This window comes from Collinsella aerofaciens, assembly GCF_015558785.1.
Classification (GTDB): domain Bacteria; phylum Actinomycetota; class Coriobacteriia; order Coriobacteriales; family Coriobacteriaceae; genus Collinsella; species Collinsella aerofaciens_P.
This window is the reverse complement of sequence record NZ_JADMOP010000009.1, coordinates 37655-59696: the sequence shown is the minus strand read 5'-3', so window position 1 is coordinate 59696 and position 22042 is coordinate 37655. Positions and strand designations below refer to the sequence as shown.

The 22042-nt window shown below is 59.2% G+C and carries 18 protein-coding genes; 10 read left to right on the top strand and 8 right to left on the bottom strand.

Going from position 1 to position 22042, the window contains the following annotated elements; translation table 11 throughout:
* Positions 1–248 precede the first annotated feature (248 nt).
* The 6 genes from I2G40_RS05745 to I2G40_RS05720 form a co-directional block, all read right to left on the bottom strand.
* Positions 249–1043 (bottom strand): ABC transporter ATP-binding protein, encoded by a 795-nt coding sequence (locus I2G40_RS05745; RefSeq protein ID WP_195544452.1) that lies wholly within the window; start codon positions 1041–1043, stop codon positions 249–251.
* Positions 1036–1959, bottom strand: a complete 924-nt coding sequence (locus I2G40_RS05740; protein WP_006234992.1) for an ABC transporter permease — start codon at positions 1957–1959, stop codon at positions 1036–1038. Before I2G40_RS05740 ends, I2G40_RS05745 begins: the two co-directional genes overlap by 8 nt.
* A gap of 203 nt (positions 1960–2162) precedes the next feature.
* Entirely contained in the window at positions 2163–3143 is a 981-nt protein-coding gene (locus I2G40_RS05735) for an ABC transporter substrate-binding protein (protein WP_195544451.1), read from the bottom strand.
* Between the two features lie 160 nt (positions 3144–3303).
* Positions 3304–4089: a hypothetical protein gene (locus tag I2G40_RS05730; RefSeq protein ID WP_195544450.1), complete on the bottom strand. Its 786-nt coding sequence runs from the start codon at positions 4087–4089 to the stop codon at positions 3304–3306.
* 258 nt (positions 4090–4347) lie between these two features.
* A complete protein-coding gene (gene asnS, locus I2G40_RS05725; RefSeq protein ID WP_324252574.1) occupies positions 4348–5751 on the bottom strand; it encodes an asparagine--tRNA ligase in 1404 nt (467 codons plus the stop codon).
* Between the two features lie 181 nt (positions 5752–5932).
* Entirely contained in the window at positions 5933–6496 is a 564-nt protein-coding gene (locus I2G40_RS05720) for a PTS sugar transporter subunit IIA (RefSeq protein ID WP_040359007.1), read from the bottom strand.
* A gap of 243 nt (positions 6497–6739) precedes the next feature.
* Between I2G40_RS05720 and I2G40_RS05715 the strand changes: the two genes are divergently transcribed.
* The 3 genes from I2G40_RS05715 (at position 6740) to I2G40_RS05705 (ending at position 12451) form a co-directional block, all read left to right on the top strand.
* On the top strand, positions 6740–7639 hold the full coding sequence (locus I2G40_RS05715) for an alpha/beta hydrolase (RefSeq protein ID WP_195544449.1): 900 nt from the start codon (positions 6740–6742) through the stop codon (positions 7637–7639).
* Between the two features lie 472 nt (positions 7640–8111).
* Positions 8112–10472, top strand: coding sequence for a ferrous iron transport protein B (gene feoB, locus I2G40_RS05710; protein WP_195544448.1), 2361 nt, complete (start codon positions 8112–8114; stop codon positions 10470–10472).
* 347 nt (positions 10473–10819) lie between these two features.
* Positions 10820–12451 (top strand): PTS transporter subunit EIIC, encoded by a 1632-nt coding sequence (locus I2G40_RS05705; RefSeq protein WP_195544447.1) that lies wholly within the window; start codon positions 10820–10822, stop codon positions 12449–12451.
* A gap of 62 nt (positions 12452–12513) precedes the next feature.
* On the opposite strand, the gene I2G40_RS05700 is transcribed toward I2G40_RS05705, so the two are convergent.
* Positions 12514–13266, bottom strand: a complete 753-nt coding sequence (locus tag I2G40_RS05700) for a MurR/RpiR family transcriptional regulator (RefSeq protein ID WP_158550125.1) — start codon at positions 13264–13266, stop codon at positions 12514–12516.
* Positions 13267–13441: 175 nt separating this feature from the next.
* On the opposite strand from I2G40_RS05700, the gene I2G40_RS05695 reads away from it, so the two are divergent.
* The 5 genes from I2G40_RS05695 (at position 13442) to I2G40_RS05675 (ending at position 19208) form a co-directional block, all read left to right on the top strand.
* Positions 13442–14815: a family 4 glycosyl hydrolase gene (locus I2G40_RS05695; protein WP_117646072.1), complete on the top strand. Its 1374-nt coding sequence runs from the start codon at positions 13442–13444 to the stop codon at positions 14813–14815.
* A gap of 96 nt (positions 14816–14911) precedes the next feature.
* Positions 14912–15733: a hypothetical protein gene (locus tag I2G40_RS05690; RefSeq protein ID WP_138113115.1), complete on the top strand. Its 822-nt coding sequence runs from the start codon at positions 14912–14914 to the stop codon at positions 15731–15733.
* Between the two features lie 175 nt (positions 15734–15908).
* A complete protein-coding gene (locus tag I2G40_RS05685; protein ID WP_117646074.1) occupies positions 15909–17105 on the top strand; it encodes an MFS transporter in 1197 nt (398 codons plus the stop codon).
* A 153-nt stretch (positions 17106–17258) separates the two neighbouring features.
* Positions 17259–18635 (top strand): alpha-amylase family glycosyl hydrolase, encoded by a 1377-nt coding sequence (locus tag I2G40_RS05680; RefSeq protein ID WP_195544446.1) that lies wholly within the window; start codon positions 17259–17261, stop codon positions 18633–18635.
* Positions 18636–18638: 3 nt separating this feature from the next.
* Positions 18639–19208 carry a uracil-DNA glycosylase family protein gene (locus I2G40_RS05675; protein ID WP_195544445.1) on the top strand — a complete coding sequence of 190 codons (570 nt, stop codon included), beginning with the start codon at positions 18639–18641 and terminating at the stop codon, positions 19206–19208.
* Here I2G40_RS05675 and I2G40_RS05670 read toward each other — a convergent pair.
* Positions 19205–19861 carry a hypothetical protein gene (locus I2G40_RS05670; RefSeq protein WP_195544444.1) on the bottom strand — a complete coding sequence of 219 codons (657 nt, stop codon included), beginning with the start codon at positions 19859–19861 and terminating at the stop codon, positions 19205–19207. The two genes, I2G40_RS05675 and I2G40_RS05670, sit on opposite strands and share 4 nt — an antisense overlap.
* A gap of 93 nt (positions 19862–19954) precedes the next feature.
* On the opposite strand from I2G40_RS05670, the gene I2G40_RS05665 reads away from it, so the two are divergent.
* Both I2G40_RS05665 and rplJ read left to right on the top strand, forming a co-directional pair.
* The gene (locus tag I2G40_RS05665; protein WP_195544443.1) at positions 19955–21091 is read left to right on the top strand and encodes a pyridoxal phosphate-dependent aminotransferase; all 1137 of its coding nucleotides are present in this window, start codon (positions 19955–19957) and stop codon (positions 21089–21091) included.
* A 371-nt stretch (positions 21092–21462) separates the two neighbouring features.
* Entirely contained in the window at positions 21463–21984 is a 522-nt protein-coding gene (rplJ, locus tag I2G40_RS05660; protein WP_006235004.1) for a 50S ribosomal protein L10, read from the top strand.
* Positions 21985–22042: the final 58 nt, after the last annotated feature.

Sequence of the window (22042 nt, the reverse complement as noted above, 5' to 3'; positions counted from 1 at the left end):
GCAGGTTTCCCGCGAAAGCGAGGCTTGGGATGCCTGCGAGCGCGCCGGCAAACAACGCGGTGGCTAACGCAAGGCGGGGGAGTCTTTTCATGGCAGTTTCCTTAGTCCTTAGCCAGAATGTCTGGTTGAATATCGGATTATCGACATAATATGCGAAAACCGCCGCAAGGGCGCCTGTCCCTTAGCGGCGGTTTTGACGTTTGCGCAGATAAAACCTGCCAAAATAAACCTGTCCCTTTTTGGTAGGTTTAGCTCAGCAGCATGCGGTCGTTGGCGAGCTCGCCGCCCGAGACCTCCTCGAACTTCTGCAGCAGGTCGGCTACGGTGAGCGACTTCTTCTCATTGCCCGCCACGTCGTAGATCACGTGGCCTTCGTGCATCATGATCAGACGGTTGCCCAGACGGATGGCGTCGTTCATGTTGTGCGTGACCATGAGCGTGGTCAGGTGGTTCTCGTCGACGATCTCCTCGGTCAGGTTAAGCACCTTAGAGGCCGTCTTGGGGTCGAGGGCCGCGGTGTGCTCGTCGAGCAGCAGCAGGCGCGGCCTGGTGAGCGTGGCCATCAGCAGGGTGAGTGCCTGGCGCTGGCCACCCGAGAGCAGGCCGACCTTGGCGTTGAGACGCGTGTCCAGACCAAGGTCCAGGCGCTTGAGCAGCTCGACGTACTCATCTTTCTCGGCCTTGGTGACGCCCCACGAAAGGCCGCGACGCTGGCCGCGACGCTTGGCGAGGGCCAGGTTCTCGGCGATCTGCATGTCGGCAGCGGTACCGCGCATGGGGTCCTGAAACACGCGGCCCAGGTACTTGGCGCGCTGCGACTCGCTCAGGCGCGAGATGTCGGTGCCGTCGAGCTCAATAACGCCCGAATCGAGCGGGTACACGCCGGCGATCATGTTGAGCAGCGTGGACTTGCCGGCGCCGTTGCCGCCGATCACGGTTACAAAGTCGCCGTCATTTAGGGTGAGGTCGACGCCGGTGAGCGCGCGCTTCTCGGTGACGGTGCCCTTGTTAAAGGTCTTCTTGACATGCGAGAGCTTAAGCATCTGCCTCATCCCCCTTCGTGTAGGAGCTGCGGAGCTTGTAGCGCTCCCAAACCACGGGCACGCACAGGGCCACGGCGACGATCACGGCGGAGAGCAGCTTCATGTCGTTGGCGTCCATGCCCAACTGCAGCACGATGGCGCGGATAAGGAAGTACACCACGGAGCCAAAGACGGCGGAGGCAAGACGGACGCTAAACTGCGTGAGGCCGCCGGGCAGCAGACGGCCGAGCACCTCACCGATGACGATGGCGGCAAGACCGATAACGATGGCACCGGTGCCCATACCAATGTCGGCATACTTTTGGCTCTGGCAGATGAGCGCGCCCGAAAGGCCGATGAGGGCGTTGGAGAGCACGAGGGCGATCATCTTGGTGGAGTTGGTGTTGACGCCCAGAGCGCGGATCATGTACTCGTTGTTGCCGGTGGCTCGCAGCGCCGAGCCGATCTCGGTGCCAAAGAACCAATACAGGATGGCAACGATAGCCACGGCGAGCAGGATGCCCAAGATGATGGCAACGGTGGACTGCGGCAGACCGGTCATATTGCTGACGGCCGAGAACACGGTGCCCTTGGCAAGAATGGGCGTATTGGACTTGCCCATGATGCGCAGGTTGATGGACCACAGACTGATCTGGGTGAGGATTCCGGCGAGGATCGCGGGAATCTCAAAGACGGTGGTCAGAATGCCCGTGACGGCACCCGCGATGGCGCCGGCGCACATACCGGCCAGCACGGCGAGCAGCGGGTCGACGTTGTTATTGACGATGAGCACAGCGCAGACGCAGCCGCCGAGGGCAAAGCTGCCGTCGCAGGTCATATCGGGAATGTCGAGCAGGCGGAACGTGATAAACACGCCAAGCACCATAATGCCCCAGAGGACGCCCTGCGAAACGGCGCCCTGCAAAGCAATGAGCATGCTTCATACCTCCTAGGATAGGGTGGACACGTGATTCACCATAATAGCGGTAACAATGCATAGAAGAGCTGCGGACAGACGTTTTGTTTTACCTGAAACAAGCAGGGCGGACGCCGGTCTACAGCGCCCGCCCCTGTGGCTCAGATATTGAATAACGCGGCTAAAGCGCGAGCACGGGCTCTAGGCGCATGCCGCGTATGGCATTACGCGTCCAGAGCGGAAAGGTCGATGCCCAGGGCTTCGGCCATTTCGTCGTTCTTGACGACGACCAAGTCCTTGCTCGAGAGGTGCTTGATAGGCATGTCCTCGGGCTTGGCCTCGCCCTTCAGGATCTTAACGGCCATCTCGCCCGCGGCGTAGCCCAGGTCCTCATAGCTGATGGAGAGGGTAAACAGGCCGCCGGCCTTGCACATGCCCTCCTCGCCGGTCACAAAGGGAAGCTTGTTCTCTTTGCAGATCTGACCGACCAGCGAAGCGCCCGCGGCGATGGTGTTGTCAGTGGGGGAGTAGAGCGCGTCGACCTTGCCCACGGCAGATTCGACGACGGACTGGATCTCGTTAGAGCTCGAGACAGTGTAATCAGTGTACTCAAGGCCCAGCTTGTCGAGTTCCTTCTTGGCTGCCTTGATCTGGACGTCGGAGTTGGACTCGGCGGTGCAGTAGAGCAGGCCGACCTTCTTTACGTCGGGCAGGACCTTCTGCATCATCTCGAGCTGCTCGGCGACCGGGGTGAGGTCGGAGGCGCCCGTGACGTTGGTGCCGGGCTTGTCGTTGTCCTGGACCAGGCCGGAGGCGGCGTAGTCGGTGATGGCGCAGCCCACGATGGGGATATCGGCCGTGGCGCCGGCGGCAGCCTGCGCGGCGGGCGTGGCGATGGCGTAGATCAAGTCGACGTTGTCGCCCACAAACTTGTCGGCGATGGACTTGCACGTGGACTGGTCGTTCTGGGCGTTCTTCTTTTCGATCTTGACCTTAAGTCCGCTCTTCTTGATGGCCTTGACAAAGCCGTTATTGGCGGCATCGAGTGCGGAGTGCTCGGTGAGCTGCAGAACGCCGATGGTGTAGTCGGAACCGGCGGCAGCAGAGCCGGAACCAGAGTTGCCGCCGCATCCGGCGAGCGGGGCGAGCGCGAGCAGGCCGGCGGAGACCAGAAGGCTCCTGCGGCTGATGGTGATGTCCTTCATATCATTACCCCCAGTATAAAAATGGCTGGAAACACTGCACTGGGACAAAGTGCAAGTGGAACTATAGTAGCGCTGATGTCCATTTTTACAACAGCCTGGCGGGTTTTTTAATACAGAATCGGATGGGCGGTACGGGTAGTCGAATGGGCGGCGGAGGGTCTTATGCGGCGGAGGAGGCGTCGTCCTCGTCTAGGGCGGCGAAGAGCTTCTTGCCGTCGAGCAGGCGCGTGCTGACGTTTCTCATACGGGCGATCTCGACGGTGCGCAGCGTATCGTCGGTGCCTCGGGCGTCGTAGACCGTTCCCAGCAGATACGAGATGCCATCGCGCTGCCTGATGGCAAAGGGACGGAGTGTCATCCGTGCTGCTTCGGTTTCGCCGCGTGTCGTGACGCTCGAAATATCAAAACTCACCGTGGTTCCGTGGTCGATGGCCTGCTCGACGAGCTCGCACGTGTCGATGCGCTTGATGGGCGTGCGTGTTGCCTTGGTAGCCTTGCTGCCTGCGCTTGGAGCGGGTTCGGGTGTATCGAGGTAGCCGCGAACGTCGGCGCTCGCCATGGCAACTAAGTGCTGCGCCATGCTCTTGCGGATAGCGATAGGCGTGGAGCGGTTGCGCATGACCATACCGTGGAGCCGGATGATCTCTTCATCGGTGAGCGGGCGGGTAAGAAGTTTGTAGCCCACGCCGCGTTTGTACTCAATTTCGTATCCGGCATGGCGAAGCGCGGAGATGGCGGTGTAGATGCTGCGCCGCGCCGCCGAGATGGGCATGCGGGCGGGGTCGTCGGGATGGGAGAGGCGCCGGATCAGCTCATCGGAAAGTATGGCCTTGTCTTCGCCGGTGTTTTCGCTCAAGAGCTGCAGGATGCGAACGGCGCGATAGGCTGCCATCGAGGCGGCGCCTCTCGTCGTGGTGTCGTAGGTTTCAACAGCGGCTTCGGTCATCGTGCCCACGTCCTTTCCGTTTTGGGTGGCGACGGTATGGAGCCTAGGACGCGGGGCTTTCCCAGGGGCGCAGGGCGCTCTGGGCGGTCGGTAGTCGTCGGCAAACGGCGGGTTGAGTTTTCAACAGCCCTACTCAACTGACCAAAAACTTGCCAAAAGCTTGACGGATGCTGTTGAAAAAAGCGTCTCTCGACCGATGTCGAGAGACGCTTGTGCGATGAGCGTTGGCGTGTGGCGACGCGAGCTAGCGTCCGACGATTAGAAGTCGGCGTTGCCCACGGTGCGCGGGTGCGGCAGGACGTCGCGGATGTTGCCCACGCCGGTCAGATACATGACCAAGCGCTCGAAGCCCAGACCGTAGCCGGCGTGCTTGCAGGAACCGTAGCGGCGCAGGTCAAGGTAGTACTTGTACTGCTCGGGATTCATGCCCAGGTCCTTGATGCGGGCCTCGAGCAGATCCAGGCGCTCCTCGCGCTGGGAGCCGCCGATAATCTCGCCGATACCGGGAACCAGGCAGTCGGCGGCGGCGACGGTCTTGCCGTCCTCGTTCATGCGCATGTAGAATGCCTTGATCTCGGCCGGGTAGTCGGTCACGAAGGTCGGGCGCTTAAAGTGCTCCTCGGTCAGGAAGCGTTCGTGCTCGGTTTGCAGGTCGATGCCCCAGCTCACGGGGTAGTCGAACTTGTGGCCGTCGGCGACTGCCTGCTCCAGGATCTCGACGGCCTCGGTGTAGGTAACGCGGGCAAAGTCGGAGTTGGCGACATGGTCCAGGCGCTCGAGCAGACCCTTGTCCACAAACTTGTTGAGCATATTGAGCTCGTCGGGGCAGGTGGCCATAACGTCCTTAAGGACGTACTTGAGCATGGCCTCGGCGTTGTCCATGTAGTCGTTGAGGTCGGCGAAGGCCATCTCGGGCTCGATCATCCAAAACTCGGCGGCGTGGCGCGTGGTGTTGGAGTTTTCGGCGCGGAAGGTGGGGCCAAAGGTGTACACGTCGCCAAAGGCCATGGCAAAGTTCTCGGCATTGAGCTGGCCGGACACGGTGAGGCTTGCATGCTTGCCAAAGAAGTCCTGGCTCCAGTCGACCTCGCCGGACTCGGTGAGGGGCGGATTTTTGGGGTCGAGCGTGGTCACGCGGAACATCTCGCCGGCGCCCTCGCAGTCACTCGTGGTGATGATGGGGGTGTTGACGTAGACAAAGCCCTGCTCCTGGAAGAAGCGGTGGATGGCGGCAGCCGCGACAGAGCGGATGCGGAACACGGCGCGGAACAGGTTGGTGCGCGGGCGCAGGTGCTGCTGGGTGCGCAGGAACTCGACGGTTGCGCGCTTCTTCTGCAGCGGGTAATCCGGGGCGCTGACGCCCTCGACCTCGATGGAGGTGGCAGAAAGCTCGAAAGGCTGGGGCGCATCGGGGGTCAGCTTGACGGTGCCGGTGCAAATGAGTGCGGCCGAGACGTTTTGATGGGCGATCTCGTCGTAGTTGTCGAGTGCCTCGCGGTTCATGACGACCTGCAGGTCGCGGAAGCAGCTGCCGTCGTTGAGCGTAACGAAGCCAAAGTTCTTCATGTCGCGGACGGACTTGACCCAGCCGGCGACGGTGACGGTCTGGCCGCCGAGCGGCTCGGCATCGGCATAGAGCTGCGCGATTTTGGTGCGGTTCACGTATCCTCCCATAACGGTTGAATGATAGTTATCCATACAGTTCGATATTCTAGCAGCTCGGCTCATTTGGGCTATACAGATAAGGCATTGGCGGGATGGTTTTTCAAACGAAAAGCGCCCGCGGCCAAATGGTCGTGGGCGCTTGACGAGGTGCCTTTTGGCTGTGTGGCGTGGGGCCTGGCTACTTGGTCTTGGCAACCAGCAGCGGGTCGCCAAGCTTGACGAGCGGGTTGCCGCCGATAAGCGTTCCAGACTCGCCGACATGGTCGATGCTCTTAAGACGATCGAGCTCGGAGACGATGACGGTCACGATGTCCTCGTGACCAGCGGCCTTAATGGCCTCGCGGTCGAAGCTGATGAGCGGCTGGCCTGCCTTGACCACATCGCCCATCTCGACAAAGCGGGCAAAACCCTTGCCGTTCATTTCCACGGTGCCCAGGCCAACATGGATGAACACGCGCAGACCGTCCTCGGTGATCATGCCGATGGAGTGGTTGGTGACAGTGGTGGCACCGATGCGGCCGTTGGCGGGCGCATAGATGGTGCCGGTAATGGGCTCGATGCCATAGCCCTGGCCAAGCATGCCCGAGGCGATCGTCTCGTCGGGAACCTCGTTCAGGTTGACGAGCACGCCGTTGACGGGGGCATAGATGACGCCTTCGCGGGTAGCGAAGCTTGCTGCGGGCGGAACGGACGCCTCGCCGGTCGAGGTGAAGGTGGACTTAAGCGAATCGAGCAGACCCATAGTTGCCTCCAACTTAAATAGGCGCATATCGCGCGTTTGGTTTGCCGGAAACGTTTCACATGTGTTTCGCGGCTTAGTCAACGCCCCTATTCTACGCTGCTCAACGATACCTCTGAACTGGGATTATGTGATATATCAGTTGAAGGGAAACTTATTGCCGGAGTGTTTCTGCGCCACGGGTTCAAGTGGGGTACGCTTGAAGGCGAAAAACAAGGGCGCATAATTTGCGCGAAGGGAGCACATATGATTGTCGAGAACCATGCGCTGTGGGGCGAGGAGCCGACCGAGGATTATCCGGCGACGTTTACGTATTTGGGTGCCGAGCCGTTGCCCGATAAACCGAATGGCCGCCGCCCCGCGGTGATTATCTGTGGCGGAGGTGCGTTTACGCATATCGCTCCGCATGAGCAGGATCCTGTGGCGTTTGCGTTTTTGGATCACGGTTACCAGGCCTTTGTGCTCAACTATGTCACGAGTTCTACGGGTGACGTGAGCTTTCCGCATCCCCAGGCAGATCTTGCCAAGATGGTCGCCACGGTGCGCGCCAACGCCGACGAGTGGCATGTCGATCCTAAGCGCGTGTGCGTCGTGGGCTTTTCTGCTGGCGGCATGATTTGCGCCTCGCTGGCAACACAGTGGAAGACCGGCCCCTTTGCGGCACTTGCCGGGGCGCGTCCGGACGACATTCGTCCCGATGCCGTGGTGCTGGGCTATCCATTGCTCGACTTTGCCTATGTGCGCGACATGCAGACGCGCGATCCGCGCATTGACTTGCGTGTGCCCAAGACGGGTGGCAAGACGGGGCGCGATTTGCTCAACGACTACCTGTCGATGGTGACGGGCGGCGAGGCAACTGACGAGCATCTGGCCGACATCTGCCCCACCACGCATGTTTCGCGTCAGATGCCACCGACCTTTGTGTGGGGCGTGTCCGACGACAAGACGGCGCCGATCGCGCAGGTCTACCCGTTTGCGCAGCGCATGGCCGAGGAGGGCGTTGCATGCGAGATGCACGTCTTCGACCAGGGTGGTCATGGCCTTTCGCTCGGCAACGCCAACACCGCGGTTGACAACGAGGACAAGCAGGTTTCCGTCCGTCCCTGGATCCGCCTGGCCTTCCGCTTCCTCGAGCGCCATCTGTAAGAGTCCCGGCATCCAAGCTCTTCAATAACTTGCGGTGAAATAGTTCCTATCTGGGGCATCAACCAGCCCATCCAGGAACTATTCCACCGCAACTTCGTTTTTGATGCCCCGTCCGGAAACTGCGCCCCAGTTTTGCCTTTCAAGGTGGGACGCAGTTTCCCATAGGGCCTCGACTGGGAAAGCGCGTCCCGTTTCGAGCGGGGATTCCGGGATGCATTTTCCGTAAGAGGCCTGTTTGGGAAACCATATCCCGTTTCGAGCCGGAATTCTGGGATGTAGTTTTCCCGAGAGGCCTCATCGGGAAACTATGGCCCTGAACTCTCCTGCCTGTCCCCATTGCGCCAATTTGCTGATTGAACATCGTTGTGTGTTCGCGCTATCATGCATGGTTAAATTGGTTAGCCGTGGCAAACGGTTAGCCAAGGTGAACATAAATGCAACGCCCTGTGGGCGCCGGGGGAGGAACACGGACGTGAAGCTCGATACGCTCGAGATTGGAAAGGACGCCGTTGTCGCATCGGTGGCATCGGACGACCAGGCACTCCGACAGCATATTTTGGACATGGGCCTAACGCCGGGCACCGAAGTCACCATGATGAAGTACGCCCCCATGGGCGACCCGCTCGAGATTTGTCTGCGTGGCTACGAGTTGACGCTGCGCAAGGATGATGCCGCACGCATTGAGCTCGTGGATGTGCACGACACCGATACCGGTCCGCGCGCCAACGCCGCAATCGGAACGACGGAGCATCCGGCACTCGGCGAGGGGATGTATTCGCCCCGTGCGGCAAAAACGGCCGTGCCCGAGGGCGCACCGCTGCATTTTGCCCTCGCCGGCAACCAAAACTGCGGTAAGACCACGCTGTTCAACCAGCTTACGGGCTCCAACCAGCACGTCGGTAACTTTCCTGGCGTGACGGTCGACCGCAAGGACGGCACCATCCGTAACCATCCCGAGGCAAGCGTTACCGATCTGCCCGGCATTTACTCCCTGTCGCCGTACACGGGCGAAGAGATCGTCAGCCGCCAATTCATCTTGGACGAAAACCCCGACGCCATCATCGACATCATCGACGCCACCAACATCGAACGTAACCTGTACCTGACGCTGCAGCTTATGGAGCTCGACCGCCCCATGGTCATCGCGCTCAACATGATGGACGAGGTGACGGCCAACGGCGGCGCCGTGGACGTCAATCTGCTCGAGAGCCTGTTGGGCGTGCCTGTTGTTCCCATTAGCGCTGCCCGCAACGAGGGTATCGGCGAGCTGGTGGATCATGCCTTGCACGTGGCGCGGTTCCGCGAGCGCCCCGGTCGCCTGGACTTCTGTGCGCCCGATGGATCGGACGGCGGCGCACTGCATCGCTGCATCCACGGCATTGCCAACCTGATCGAGGACCATGCCGTGACGGCGCACATCCCGGTGCGCTTTGCGGCGACCAAGCTGGTTGAGGGCGACGAGCTGGTGACCGAGGCGCTTCACCTGGATCGCAACGAGCTCGACGCTATCGAGCACATCATTACCCAGATGGAGGGCGAGGCCGGCACCGACCGCCTGTCCGCGCTGGCCGATATGCGCTTTAGCTTTATCGGCGACGTGTGCGGGCGCTGCGTCGTCAAACCGCACGAAAGCCGCGAGCACGTGCGCTCCGTCAAGATCGACCGCATCCTGACGGGTCGCTACACGGCCATTCCGGCGTTCCTGGTGATCATGGGCCTCGTCTTTTGGCTGACGTTTGGCGTGATCGGCGCGGCGTTGCAGGGACTCATGGAGGACGGTATCGCTGCTATCATCGCCTCGGCCGATGCGGGCCTCAAGGCGTTCGGCACCAACGACGTGGTGCGCTCGCTGGCTGTCGACGGCGTGCTTACGGGCGTGGGCAGTGTGCTGACCTTCCTGCCGATTATCGTCGTGCTCTTCTTGTTCCTCTCCATTCTGGAAGACTCGGGCTACATGGCGCGCGTCGCCTTTGTCATGGATAAGGTGCTGCGTCGTTTTGGCCTGTCGGGCCGCAGCTTTGTACCCATGCTCGTCGGGTTTGGCTGCACCGTGCCGGCTATCATGTCGACCCGTACGCTCCCATCCGAGCACGACCGCAAGATGACGGTCATGCTCACGCCGTTCATGAGCTGCTCGGCCAAGTTGCCGGTCTATGGTCTGCTGTGCGGGGCGTTTTTCCCACAGGCGACGGTTCCCGCCATGGTCTCGCTCTATCTGATCGGCATTGCGGTTGGCTGTATCGCGGCTTTGGTACTCAACCGCACGGCATTTAAGGGCGACCCGGTGCCGTTTATCATGGAGCTGCCCAATTACCGTCTGCCGAGCGTCAAGACGACGGTGATGCTGGCATGGGATAAGGCCAAAGACTTTATTACCAAGGCCTTTACCATTATCTTTGCCGCTACCGTGGTCATCTGGTTCCTTCAGACGTTCGACATCCGCTTTAATGTGGTCGCCGATCAGTCGCAGAGTCTGCTTGCGGGTCTCGGCAGCATCATTGCGCCGGCGCTGACGCCGCTTGGGTTTGGCGACTGGCGTGCATCCACGGCGCTCGTCACCGGACTTATCGCCAAGGAGAGTGTCATCTCGACCCTCACGGTGCTTTTGGGCGCGACCTCGCCCGCGGCACTGTCGACCATGTTTTCGCCGTTCACTGCCTATGTGTTCCTGGTCTTTACGCTGCTGTACCCGCCCTGTGTGGCAGCCATCGGCGCCGTCAAGAGCGAGCTGGGCGCGCGCTACGCCGTTGCCGTGTTCGCGTTTCAAGTGACGGTCGCCTGGATCGTGGCGTTTGTCGTGCATTCGGCGGGCATATTGCTGGGGCTGGCTTAGGGGCGCGTTGATGCTCCGCGCTTTTGGGCGAGCAACAATTAAACAAATATGAGCCAAAATACCGGTAATTGTCGGCCTGCGGGGACTGTCCTACGCTGCAGGTTGCCGTTCGCTGCCTATTTGCTGCCGTTTGCGGATTCGTAAATACTTGCAATCGTCGGTCGATTTAACCGCATTACGCGATGCCGATGCACATTTTTTGTGCCCCTTTCTACAATCACTTTGTGTCTATTGCCGAGCATGTCTTCCGTTTCGCCTGTGTGGGGACGTGGGGTGCAATAGTCGTTTGTAGAGGCTCATTGAGGAGGGAATTGATGAAAGAATAATTCCAATCGTTCGGAAAGGCAATGCTCGTTCCGATTACGCTCATTGCCATTTCCGGTCTCTTTTTGGGTATCGGTAGCGTTTTTACGACCGAACTGACCCTTGTGTCCCTTGGCGTTAATTGGGACTGGTATGCCGCTTCGCCGCTCTTTACGTTCTTCTCGGTATTTAAGGGTCTCGGCGAGGTAATCATTGGAAACCTCGGTGTTTTGTTTGCTGTCGGCTGCGCCTTCTCCTTGTCTCGCAAAGAGAAGGGCTGGGCTGCCTTTTCTGCCCTTGTCTGCTATCTCACCATGCTCAAGACGGTTGAGATTCTGCTTGGAGCAGCTGGCTTGGCTGCCGACAATACAACGGTGGAAGCTCTTCAGAAGGTCGGCCTTACGTCCATTCAGGCGAGTGAGCAGTCCGCACTCTACACTACCTCGCTCGGCTTTTTTGGCTACAGCTCTGGTGTCTTTGGCGGCATTATCGTGGGCTGCCTGGTCGCCTGGATCACCGGCCGCTTTTACAAGACCAAGCTTCCAACGGCGCTGGCGTTTTTTGCGGGCAGTCGAACGGTCCCCATTGTATCGCTGATCGCCGGTGGCATCCTGGGCGGCATTATGTACTTCGTCTGGCCCGTCATCGGTGGATGCTTCTCGGGTATTGCGACGTTCGTGAAAGGCTCCGGTCTGGTCGGTACGTTTGTCTATCGCTGGGTGCTCGAGAGCCTTGTGCCGTTTGGCTTGCATCCGTTGCTCGAGACGCCCATGTATTGGACTGAGCTTGGCGGCTCCATGGTCGTCGATGGAACGCGCGTGGTGGGCAATAGCGCCATTCAGCTTGCACAGCTCGCTTCTCCCAGCAGTGACAAGCTCTTGGTTAGGGCCTTCATGGCTGGCTATGGCATTAACGATTACGCGTTGTTCCCGGGCATCGCCCTTGCTATGTGGTCTTGTGCCAAGCCCCAGAACCGCAAGAAGGTTGCTGGTCTTTTAATCCCCGCAGTGATTTCGACTGTTTTCTTTGGCGTTACGGAGCCTATTCTCTTTACGTTCCTGTTTGCCGCCCCCTGGCTCTACTTTGGCGTTTACGCTCCGCTTTCCGGACTGGGTGAAGTTCTCTCGGAGGCAATGGGCGTTTCGGTGTACCAGGGAAATATCAAGGACCTGATCCCATTCTTATTCCGCCCCGAGAAGCTTAATCTGCTTCCATACCTTATCCTGCTCCCCGCCTTTTTCCTGGCAGCTTTCTTCCTCTTCCGGTTCTTTATTACTAAGTTCGATATCAAGACGCCCGGTCGAGACGATGGTGACGATATTGAGTTGATCAACAGCAGAGCCGAGTTCGAGGCAGAGGCCGCTGAGGCAAAGGGCGAGTCTGATAGCACTCCCGAGAAGGCAGTCCAGGGCCGTGCGGCCAAGGACAGCGCGCTTGCTGTTGGCATTGTCGAAGCGCTTGGTGGAGCCGACAACATTGATGATCTTGATAACTGCATCTCACGTCTTCGCGTGATTGTCAAGGATGGTTCTAAGGTTGCAGACGACGAGGTGTTCACCAAGAATCTTGAAGCTATGGGCGTTATCCGCCTGAGCGACAAGGCAATCCAGGTCATTTACGGTCCTCGTGTCGGCGAAGTCGCTTCTGAGGTGCACGAAGTTCTCGGTGACGAGTAAAACGCGCAAGTGGCTTTCAATTGCATAGCGCAATTCCAGGGCTTGGCTTCCTATCGCATGATTTAGGGGGCCAGGCCTTCTTGTTTTAGATTGTCAAGGCAGATACTCAATAGTTCTTCGAATGCGAGAATACAACTTCCGGTAAAGCAGTTAGGCTTAACGTTCTTAAGATCCATTGGGTGATCGTCATGTATCGTAAAGATCGCGTCTGCCGTCTTGGCGAGCTCGCTGTCTTCGTTGCCGGTAAACGCGAGGGTCGTAATGCCCGCGTCGTGGCATGCCCTTGCGGTTTCCAGGATGGCTTCTGTCTGGCCCGATTTGGATATGAGCATCATGCAGCTGAGCGTATTTCGGTTGGATTCGACAAACTGATCGGTCTCTAGGAAGTCCTGTATGACGGCCAAAAAGCCAAGTCCAACGAGCTTAGTCGCCATGTACTGCGCAACGATGCGTGAGAAGCCCTCTCCGTTTACTCCGATCATTCTGTTGCGATGCAGTGCGGCGATGAATACGTCTACATCTCCGGTGTGACATACGAAGTGGACGCTACTGTCTTTGAGTGATTGATTCATTTCGCGGGAGACATGCTGAAGGTGCTTGAGATCGTACATCATTTCGCGGTAGCCACGGTAGCCGAGCTTTTTCGAAAGCCTGATGACTGTCGTCATGCTGGTAAAGCATGCCATGGCGACGGGTTTTATGCCAATATCATCGAGGGTGTCGATATTGTTGAGTAGGTATTCGAGTACGCTTTGCTCGGTTTCGGATAGCTTTGCGGCTGAGTAGAGCTTGGAAATCTGCTTTTTATCAACCATCGGTGCTTCCTTCCCGCCGGACGTGTGTGGCCGCTTCCGTTGCGTAAATAATAACTCCTTGGGGAATTCCTTTCCCGCCTTGCAACCGGGGCGGGAAGCGGCCCTCCATGCTGGATACAATATCCAAACACAGGCGAACCATGCAATATTGAATGTGCTAATTGGGGGTTTCGATATGAAACTTACGGTCATAGGTGGCGGTGGCGTCCGCTCCATGTTTTTGGCAAAGAGCATAGCCCAGCAGGCGTCATCGCTTGGAATCGACGAACTTGTGTTTATGGACAATGATCCCGAGAAGCTGCGCATCTACGGTGGCCTTGCCGCCCATGTCTCGGGCATGCTTTGCCCCACGCTTAATTTTTCACTGACGGGCGATGCAGTCGAGGCCGTTAAGGACGCCGATTACGTGATCACGACGATTCGCGTCGGTGGGGACCATATGCGCGTTCGCGATGAGCGCATTGCTCTTTCGCATGGGGTTCTTGGCCAAGAGACGACTGGCGCAGCCGGCGTGTCTTTTGCCATGCGCTCCGTCCCTGCGCTTGCTTCGTATTGCGAGTTAATCAAGAAGTACGCAAAGCCGGACGTCAAGGTGTTTAACTTTACTAATCCCGCTGGCGTCGTATCTCAGGCCCTACGCGATATGGGCTATGATTTTACTTATGGCATTTGCGATGCTCCCTCGGGCATGTTGCATCAGTTTGCCGAGTATAAAGGCGTTGATCCCGCATCGGTTCAGGGCGAGTGCTATGGACTCAACCACCTCTCGTTCTTCCGCAATGTGACGGTTGACGGCGAGGACATCATGTCCGACTTGATCCACGACGACGGGGCATATGCTCATACAGATCTTAGGTTCTTCGAGAAGGACCTCGTCCTAAATCGCGGATGCGTGCCAAATGAGTACCTATACTATTTCTACTATCGCGAGCGCGCCGTTGCCAACGTTCTCTCTTCGCCCCAGACGCGCGGTGAACTAATCGAAGAAATTAATCGAGAAATGACGAGCGAGCTTGCATCTATCGATATTGAGAACGACTTCGAAAAAGGCCTCGCGTGCTTTGAGAAGTGGTACGGAATGCGCGAAAACAACTACATGGCGGCCGAGACGGGTATTCATCGCGACAAGCCGTGGACGTTTGACGTGTACGGCAAAGATGCTGGCGGATACGCAGGTGTCGCGCTCCGCTTCATGGATATTGCTCGCTCTGGCAAGACGCAGCAGATGATCCTGTGCACCCCCAACAATGGCGCCATCCCCGGCCTTCTCGATACAGATGTCATTGAGTCAACGTGCGATATCTCCACCGATGGCTGCGTGCCGCATCGCGTCGAAGCCGATTCTGTGCCCGCGGGAAACCTCGAATTGATTCGTCGCGTCAAATACTACGAGCGCACCGTGGCGCGTGGCATCGTTAACCGATCGAAGCGCGACATTGTCGAGAGCCTCGCGATGCACCCGCTCGTTAATTCGTACTCCTTGGCGAAAGATATCGCCGCGCAGTACTTTGAGCTTAACCGCGACTACATCGACGGCTGGACAGACTAGTCTGGACGTTAAAACTAGAAATTATGGATGGGCGGACCGGCGTTTATATTGGCGCCCGTTCGCCCTGCTTAGTAAGAAAACGGGTATAGAGTGAACTTGCGAGAGAACTTCAATGTCTTTCTGGAATCGGGCGATCGGGCGAAGGAATGCCGGAGTGGCTGCACGATGGCGTTATATATCCCCTTGTTTGTTATGAGCGCGCTTCAAATTGGTGTATCAAACGTTGCAACTGAGCTCGCCTATATCAATCCGTCCATTACGCTTATTTGCACTGTGGTCGCGGCCTTTTTAAACCTGCTTCTATCGAATGTGGCTTTTTCATTATTTGCCGTCGACCGGTCCAAAGAGACGGTGCAACCTGCTCGAACCCCTCCGGTTTATCTCTTGGCCTCGACGGTTCCCCTCCAGATTTCTGGGGCGCTGCTAATTTATTTGGTTCACTTGATTTTATCGGCAATTGTAGTCTTTGCCTCGCTTGCGAGCAGTCAGCTCGGGGTGTTGTGCTCGCTTGTGGTGGCAGTAATCGTGACGCTTCTTTCCGCGTCGTTCGTATTCGTGTTAATTGAAGATGCGGACGTGGAGCAGAGGGGACTACGAGGCATTCGGTTTGCACCACGCTACATCATGCGTTCGGTCACGGTGCTTCGTTCCTCCTGGAGAGAAATCGCGCGTCCCGCAACGCTGCTGGTGGCATGGAACCTGGTTGCAAGTTGCGCTATCCAGGTTCTTGTTGGATGGGTAGTTTCGAGTGCGGCGCTGCCGTCGGCACTTTCAGTGACGGCGCTTGTGCATGAGGGACTTTATTATGGGGCGTTTGCTTATATGCTGCTTTTGCTAGTTCATTGTGCGGTTGCGAGTTGGCTCGAAATTGACGTGCTCATGGGGGTGTCCTTGTGCGTATCCGAGCAGGATCGATAGCCCGAAGATGAAGCCGCGTTTTCGACATTGAGTTCCTGCGTACCTTGCTTTCTAAGCAGAATTGGCGCGCCGTTTGTTAACAATCGTTTTCCAAGAATTCTTTTGTTGCTCATTTTATAGACTTCTCATTGCTATAATCGCCCACCGCTCAAGATAATCGGAGAGGTTTTCCTATATGGCTCAAACAAAGCAAGACGGCATCACGCTCAGGCAGTGGCTCCCGCTCATCGGGCTCACCTGCTGCGCGTTCGTGTTCAACACGTCGGAGTTCATGCCCATCGGCCTGCTGACCGACATCGCTGCATCGTTTTCGCTCACCGAGGCCCAAGCTGGCATCATGATCTCGGTCTATGCCTGGGGCGTCATGCTGCTGTCGTTGCCGCTCATGGTGTTTGCCTCGCGCTTCGAGTTCAAGCGGATGCTGCTGGGCGTGCTGGCCGTGTTCTCGCTCGGTCAGTTCCTGTCCGCTGTGGCGCCGACCTATCCCATCCTGGTCTGCGCGCGCCTGGTGGTCGCTTGCGCACATGCCGTGTTCTGGTCAGTCGCCTCGATTATGGCCTCGCGCCTGGTCGACACTCGCCACGGCGCGCTCGCCATCAGCATGATCGCCACGGGCTCGTCCATCGCGCAGATCTTTGGCCTGCCTCTCGGTCGCGCCATTGGCTTGGCCGTGGGCTGGCGCATGACGTTTGCCGTGGTCGGGGGCCTCTCAGCCATCGCGGTCGTCTACCAGGCAGCGGTGTTCCCGGCCATGCCGGCGGGTGAGCGCTTTACCGTCAAACAGCTGCCCGAGCTGCTCAAGAACCCGCTCCTCATCGCGCTCTACGCAGTCACGGTCTTCATGGCGACCGGCTATTACGCAAGCTACAGCTATATCGAGCCCTTCCTGGCGCAGGTCGCGCACGTCGATGCGGGCGCCATCACCATGACGCTGACGGCGTTTGGCTGTTCCGGCTTGGTGGGCAGCTGGCTGTTCAGCCGCCTGTTCGACGGGCACCGTTTTCCGTTCCTTGCTATTACGCTCTCCGGCGTGCCGGTGGCCCTGCTGCTCATGGGGCCGGCCGCATCGTCGCTCGTGACAGTGCTTGCCGTCTGCGCACTGTGGGGCTGCTGCGCCACGGCCTTCAATGTGGCGTTCCAGGCCGAGCTCATCAAGCACACGCCGGCAGATTCGTCAGCCGTCGCCATGTCGATCTTCTCGGGCCTGTTTAACCTCGGTATTGGCACGGGCACCGCAATCGGCGGCGCCGTGGTTTCGGGTCCCGGTATCGCTTGGATCGGCTTCGCGGGCGGGGCGATTGCCGTCGTGGGCGTTATCCTCGCCATCACGGTGATGTTCCCAGCCATCCGCCGCGCCAAGCCCGTCGCCTAGCCACGTCCCCTCATCAGTTGCGGTGGAATAGTTCCTGTTTAAGGCCTTTGAAGGCTCAAGCAGGAACTATTCCACCGCAACTTATTTTGGGGGAGGGGATGCACGGCAGGCATACAATGGATGTCGTTGTGTTGAGCTTACCGGGAGGTTGCTATGTGGGCATACGAGACGACGTTCTATCAGATCTATCCGCTGGGCTTTTGTGGAGCTCCGCGCGAAAACGCCGCCCCCGTTGCCGAGGATGAGCTCGCCCAGGCCGCCGATGCCACAGCTAGCCCCGATGCGCCCATCATGAAGATTGCCAAATGGGCCGACTACCTGCAGGAACTCGGCGTTGGCACTGTGCTCATCAACCCGCCGCTCGAGTCCGATAGCCACGGCTACGATACGCGCAGCCTGCGCCATATCGACCGCCGCCTGGGTGGGGATGTCGACTTTGCCGCCGTGTGCGACACACTGCATGCCCACGGTATCCGCGTGGTGCTCGATGCCGTCTTCAACCACGTCGGCCGCGGTTTTTGGGCCTTCCGCGATGTGCAGGAGCGCAAGTGGGATTCGCCGTACAAGGATTGGTTCCACATCAGCTTTGACGGTGACTCGTGCTACGGCGACGGCTTTTGGTATGAGGGCTGGGAGGGCCATTTTGAGCTTGTGAAGCTCAACCTGCAAAACCCCGCCGTGGTCAATTACCTGCTTGAGTCCGTGCGTCGCTGGGCCGAGGTCTTTGGCGTCGACGGCCTGCGCTTGGACGTTGCCTATATGCTCGACCGCGACTTCATGCGCCGCCTGCACGCTTTTACCCGTGAGCTCAAGCCCGACTTTGTGCTGATTGGCGAGACGCTCCACGGCGACTACAACCAAATCGTCAACGACGAGATGCTCGACTCCTGCACCAACTACGAGTGCTACAAGGGCCTGTACTCCAGCTTTAACTCGGTCAACATGTTCGAGATCGCCCATTCGCTGCATCGCCAGTTTGGCGGCGACCCCTGGTGCGTCTACCGCGGCAAACACCTGCTGTCGTTTGTCGACAACCACGACGTGCCGCGCCTGGCAAGCATCCTCACCGACAAGTCGTGCCTGCGTCCCGCCTATGGCATGCTCTTTGGCATGCCGGGCATTCCGTGCGTCTACTATGGCAGCGAGTGGGGAATTGCTGGTGAAAAGGGCGGCCCCGATGGCGACTGGGCGCTGCGCCCTGCGCTCGATGAGCCTGCGCCCAACGAGCTGACGGCCTTCATCACGCAGCTGGCGCACCTGCGCTCGGCAAACGACGCGGCGGCCCGTGCTCTCAACTACGGTGCCTATCGCAATGTGGTGATCCAGAACAAGCAGCTGCTGTTCGAGCGCGCCTGCGACGACGCGACGGTGCTCGTGGCGGTGAACGCCGTGGACGAGCCTTACACCTTTGGCGCCGGCGAGCTCAACGGCTCCTTTGTCGATTTGCTTGCCGACGGCGTGCCCACGGTCGAGCTGGCGGGCTCCCTTGAGCTTGCGCCCTACGAGGTGCGCTATCTGTTGAGGGCCTAGGCCATGGCAGCGTCTGACGAGGGCTATCAACATATTGAGCATGGGTTTGAGCCCGTGTTCGACCAGCACTCGCGCGTTTTGGTGCTCGGATCGTTTCCCTCGGTGCTGTCGCGCGCTAATGCCTTTTATTACGGCAACCCTCAGAATCGCTTTTGGCGTGTGATGGCCACGTGCCTCGGTATGCCTGTGCCGCCCAACGAGGGCGATCCTTTGGCAAGCGGTGAGCCCGCGACGCTCGATGCCTCCATTGCCGCCAAGCGGGCCATGCTGCTGAACGGCGGCGTGGCCCTGTGGGATGCAATCGAGAGCTGCGACATTAAGGGCTCGAGCGACGCGAGCATCCGCAACGTTGTGCCGGCACATATCGAGCGCATTACCGGCGCAGCTCCCATTGAGCAGGTGATATGCAACGGTGGTACAGCTGGCCGGCTCTACAAGCGCTATCTACAAGAGCGCACCGGGCTGCCGGCCATCGTTCTGCCGTCGACAAGTCCCGCCAATGCGGCGTGGCGTCTGGAACGCCTTGTCGAGCGCTGGAGTGAAGCCGTTGATTGGCAGGCTTTTTCGATTTAGCAGTTTGAGTGCTCGGCAAGATGCCTCATAACGGCGTGCCAGATCGGCGCGGGCACGGCTGGCTCGGCGCAAACCATGCCGTCGGCGTCGACGTTGGCGGCATTGCCGCCGCCAAGTCGCTGTGCATGCTCGACGGAGCAGCCCATGCGCACAGCGCCCACAAGCTTATCTATCGCTTCCGAAAATGGTCGGCGCAAGAGGCCCATGCGTGGGGAATGGCGAAGCGCTGCGATGCCGCTGCCGGCGCAGATGGCAACGCCGCCACACCACAATTGGTCATGGCGCTCACATGCCTTGTGCAGGCGAACGGCGGTCCCACGCGCCTGCTCAGCGCCCCGTTGTGCGGCTCGAATCACGGCATAGACACGCGCTCCCGTACTGCCAAAGCGCTCAAGCGCCTGCTCGATAGCTGTCAACGTCTCATCGTCAGCCACATCTTCAATGGCCAGCACGATGCCATCGGCAACGCTGCCGGCGTCATTTGCCTTCAAGTCGACTGGGCGGGGGAGCGCGGTGCCAGAAAGCTGAGCATAGGCGGCGATGGCATCCTGCAAGTCCCAGAGCAAAAACTCAAGATCGGCGCTCTTGGGAATACTGATATACGCAATGGTTTGTAGTGTTTTTGGTACGTCGCCACGCGCGATTGTCTCCATGCCATCTCCTTTCCGGCTCGTTTCCGTTTAGGTTACACCGTCTGGTGGCGCCCCGCCGCGCTATCCTAGTGCAACCCTTACGAAAGGAACGCCATGCGTCTGCCCATGAATACCTCGCTTGCCATGCTCAAGCCCTCCGGTATCCGCCGGATTAACGCGCTCGCCGCCCAGCACCCGGGGTGCATCGCGCTTGCGCTTGGCGAGCCCGATTTTCCCACGCCCGATGTGATTAGTGCCGAGGTGATCGCCGCACTGGACCGCGGTGACACGCACTATCCGCCCAACAACGGTCGCCCCGCCTTGCGTGAGGCGTTATCTGCCTACATGGGGGACGCGGGCCTTACGTTTTCGGCCGACGAGGTCATCCTAACCGACGGCGCGACCGAGGCCCTGTCGGCAACATTCATGGCTATGCTCAACCCCGGCGACGAGGTCATCATCCCCACGCCGGCCTTTGGCCTGTACGAGAGCATCGTCGTGGCCAATCACGCCAAAGCGGTCTTTTTGGATACGGAGCCTGCGCAATTTCAGATTGATGAGGAGGCGCTTCGTGCCTGCGTGACGCCGGCGACCAAGGCCATCGTCATCTGCTCGCCCAACAATCCCACGGGTTGCATCCTCAACGCGGCGTCGCTCGACGCCGTGGCGCGCGTGGCGGAGGAGGCGGGCATCTACGTGGTCTGCGACGACGTATACAACCGCCTGGTCTATGTGGATGGCTACGAGCGCTTTGCCCAGCGTCACCCGGAGCTGCGTGAGCAGACGGTCGTCATCGAGAGCTTCTCCAAGCCCTGGGCTATGACCGGCTGGCGCTTGGGCTGGCTTGCAGCGGCAGGGCCCGTCATCGCCGAGATCGCCAAGGCTCACCAATACCTAGTATCGAGCGCCGTCTCCTTCGAGATGGACGCCGCGGCCCGAGCCCTGACCGTCAACCCAACCCCCATGCTCGAAGTCTACCGAGCCCGTCGCGAGCGCGTACTCACAGCCCTAGACGCCATGGGCCTCGACGTAGTAGAGCCCGCAGGAGCCTTCTATACTTTCCCGAGCATCAAAAAGTTCGGCCTAACCAGCGAAGACTTCTGCATCAAAGCCATCAAAGAAGCAAACGTAGCCCTAGTCCCGGGCGACTGTTTCGGCACCGAAGGCCACATCCGCCTCAGCTACTGCGTAAGCGATGAAAACCTGGACGAAGGTCTCCGCCGCCTGTCCAACTTCGTTTCAACCCTGTAGCCATCAGGGACGCAACACATCAGCCCACCGACCCAAGCATTATGAGTGGGGCGCGCCGGCCAACGGCAACCCTGGCCTTCGGCGACGCGTGCCGGATGGTGGAATTGTGTGCAGCCAGGGTTTCCATTGACCGACGCCGGGGTCCCCGCCATAATACTTTCGGTTCACGCACGAATCCGCTGCCAGAGACAGCCGGTGCAAACGGGCATCGCCCGCGAGCTTAATGGGACATCCCGCCAGCCGAGGTGGTCGAGTAGATATGTCTTCTCGCCCCCGTCGCTCATGCAGCGCGGGGGCTTTCTTTTTGGACATGCCCCCGTCACGTCCTTGTGGCGGACCGTGCCCGGAAAGAATTCGAGGAGGTGTAATTCATGCCCCAGCAGTACAAAATCGACAAGGTTGCAGAGATCGAGTCCCGTATCGCCGAGAACGCCGGTCTGTTCGTCGTCAACTACAACGGTCTGACGGTTAAGCAGGCTCAGGAGCTGCGTCATCAGCTTCGCGAGTGCGGCGCCGAGATGAAGGTCTACAAGAACAACCTGGTCAAGATCGCCCTCAAGAACCAGGAGCAGCCCGAGCTCGACGAGATTCTCGCCGGTCCCGTCGCTTATGTGTTCTACGAGTCCGAGCCGGTCGAGGCCGCTAAGGCCCTTAAGGACTTCTCCGCTAAGTCCAAGGGCGTCCTTGAGATCAAGGGCGGTATCTCCGACGGCAAGGCCGTTTCCGCTGATGATGTTAAGGCTATCGCCGAGCTGCCCACCAAGGATCAGCTTCTCGGCCAGATCGCCGGTCTCATCTCCGGTTTCGCTCGCGACATCGCTGTCTGCGTCAACGGCGTTTCCTCTGGTCTCGCTCGTTCGATCCAGCAGGTCTCCGAGCAGAAGGCAGCCTAGTTGCTGTTTTCACCCGCGGCGGCAACGCCGCACCCCTGGCGCGTTCGCGTCGTGTTTT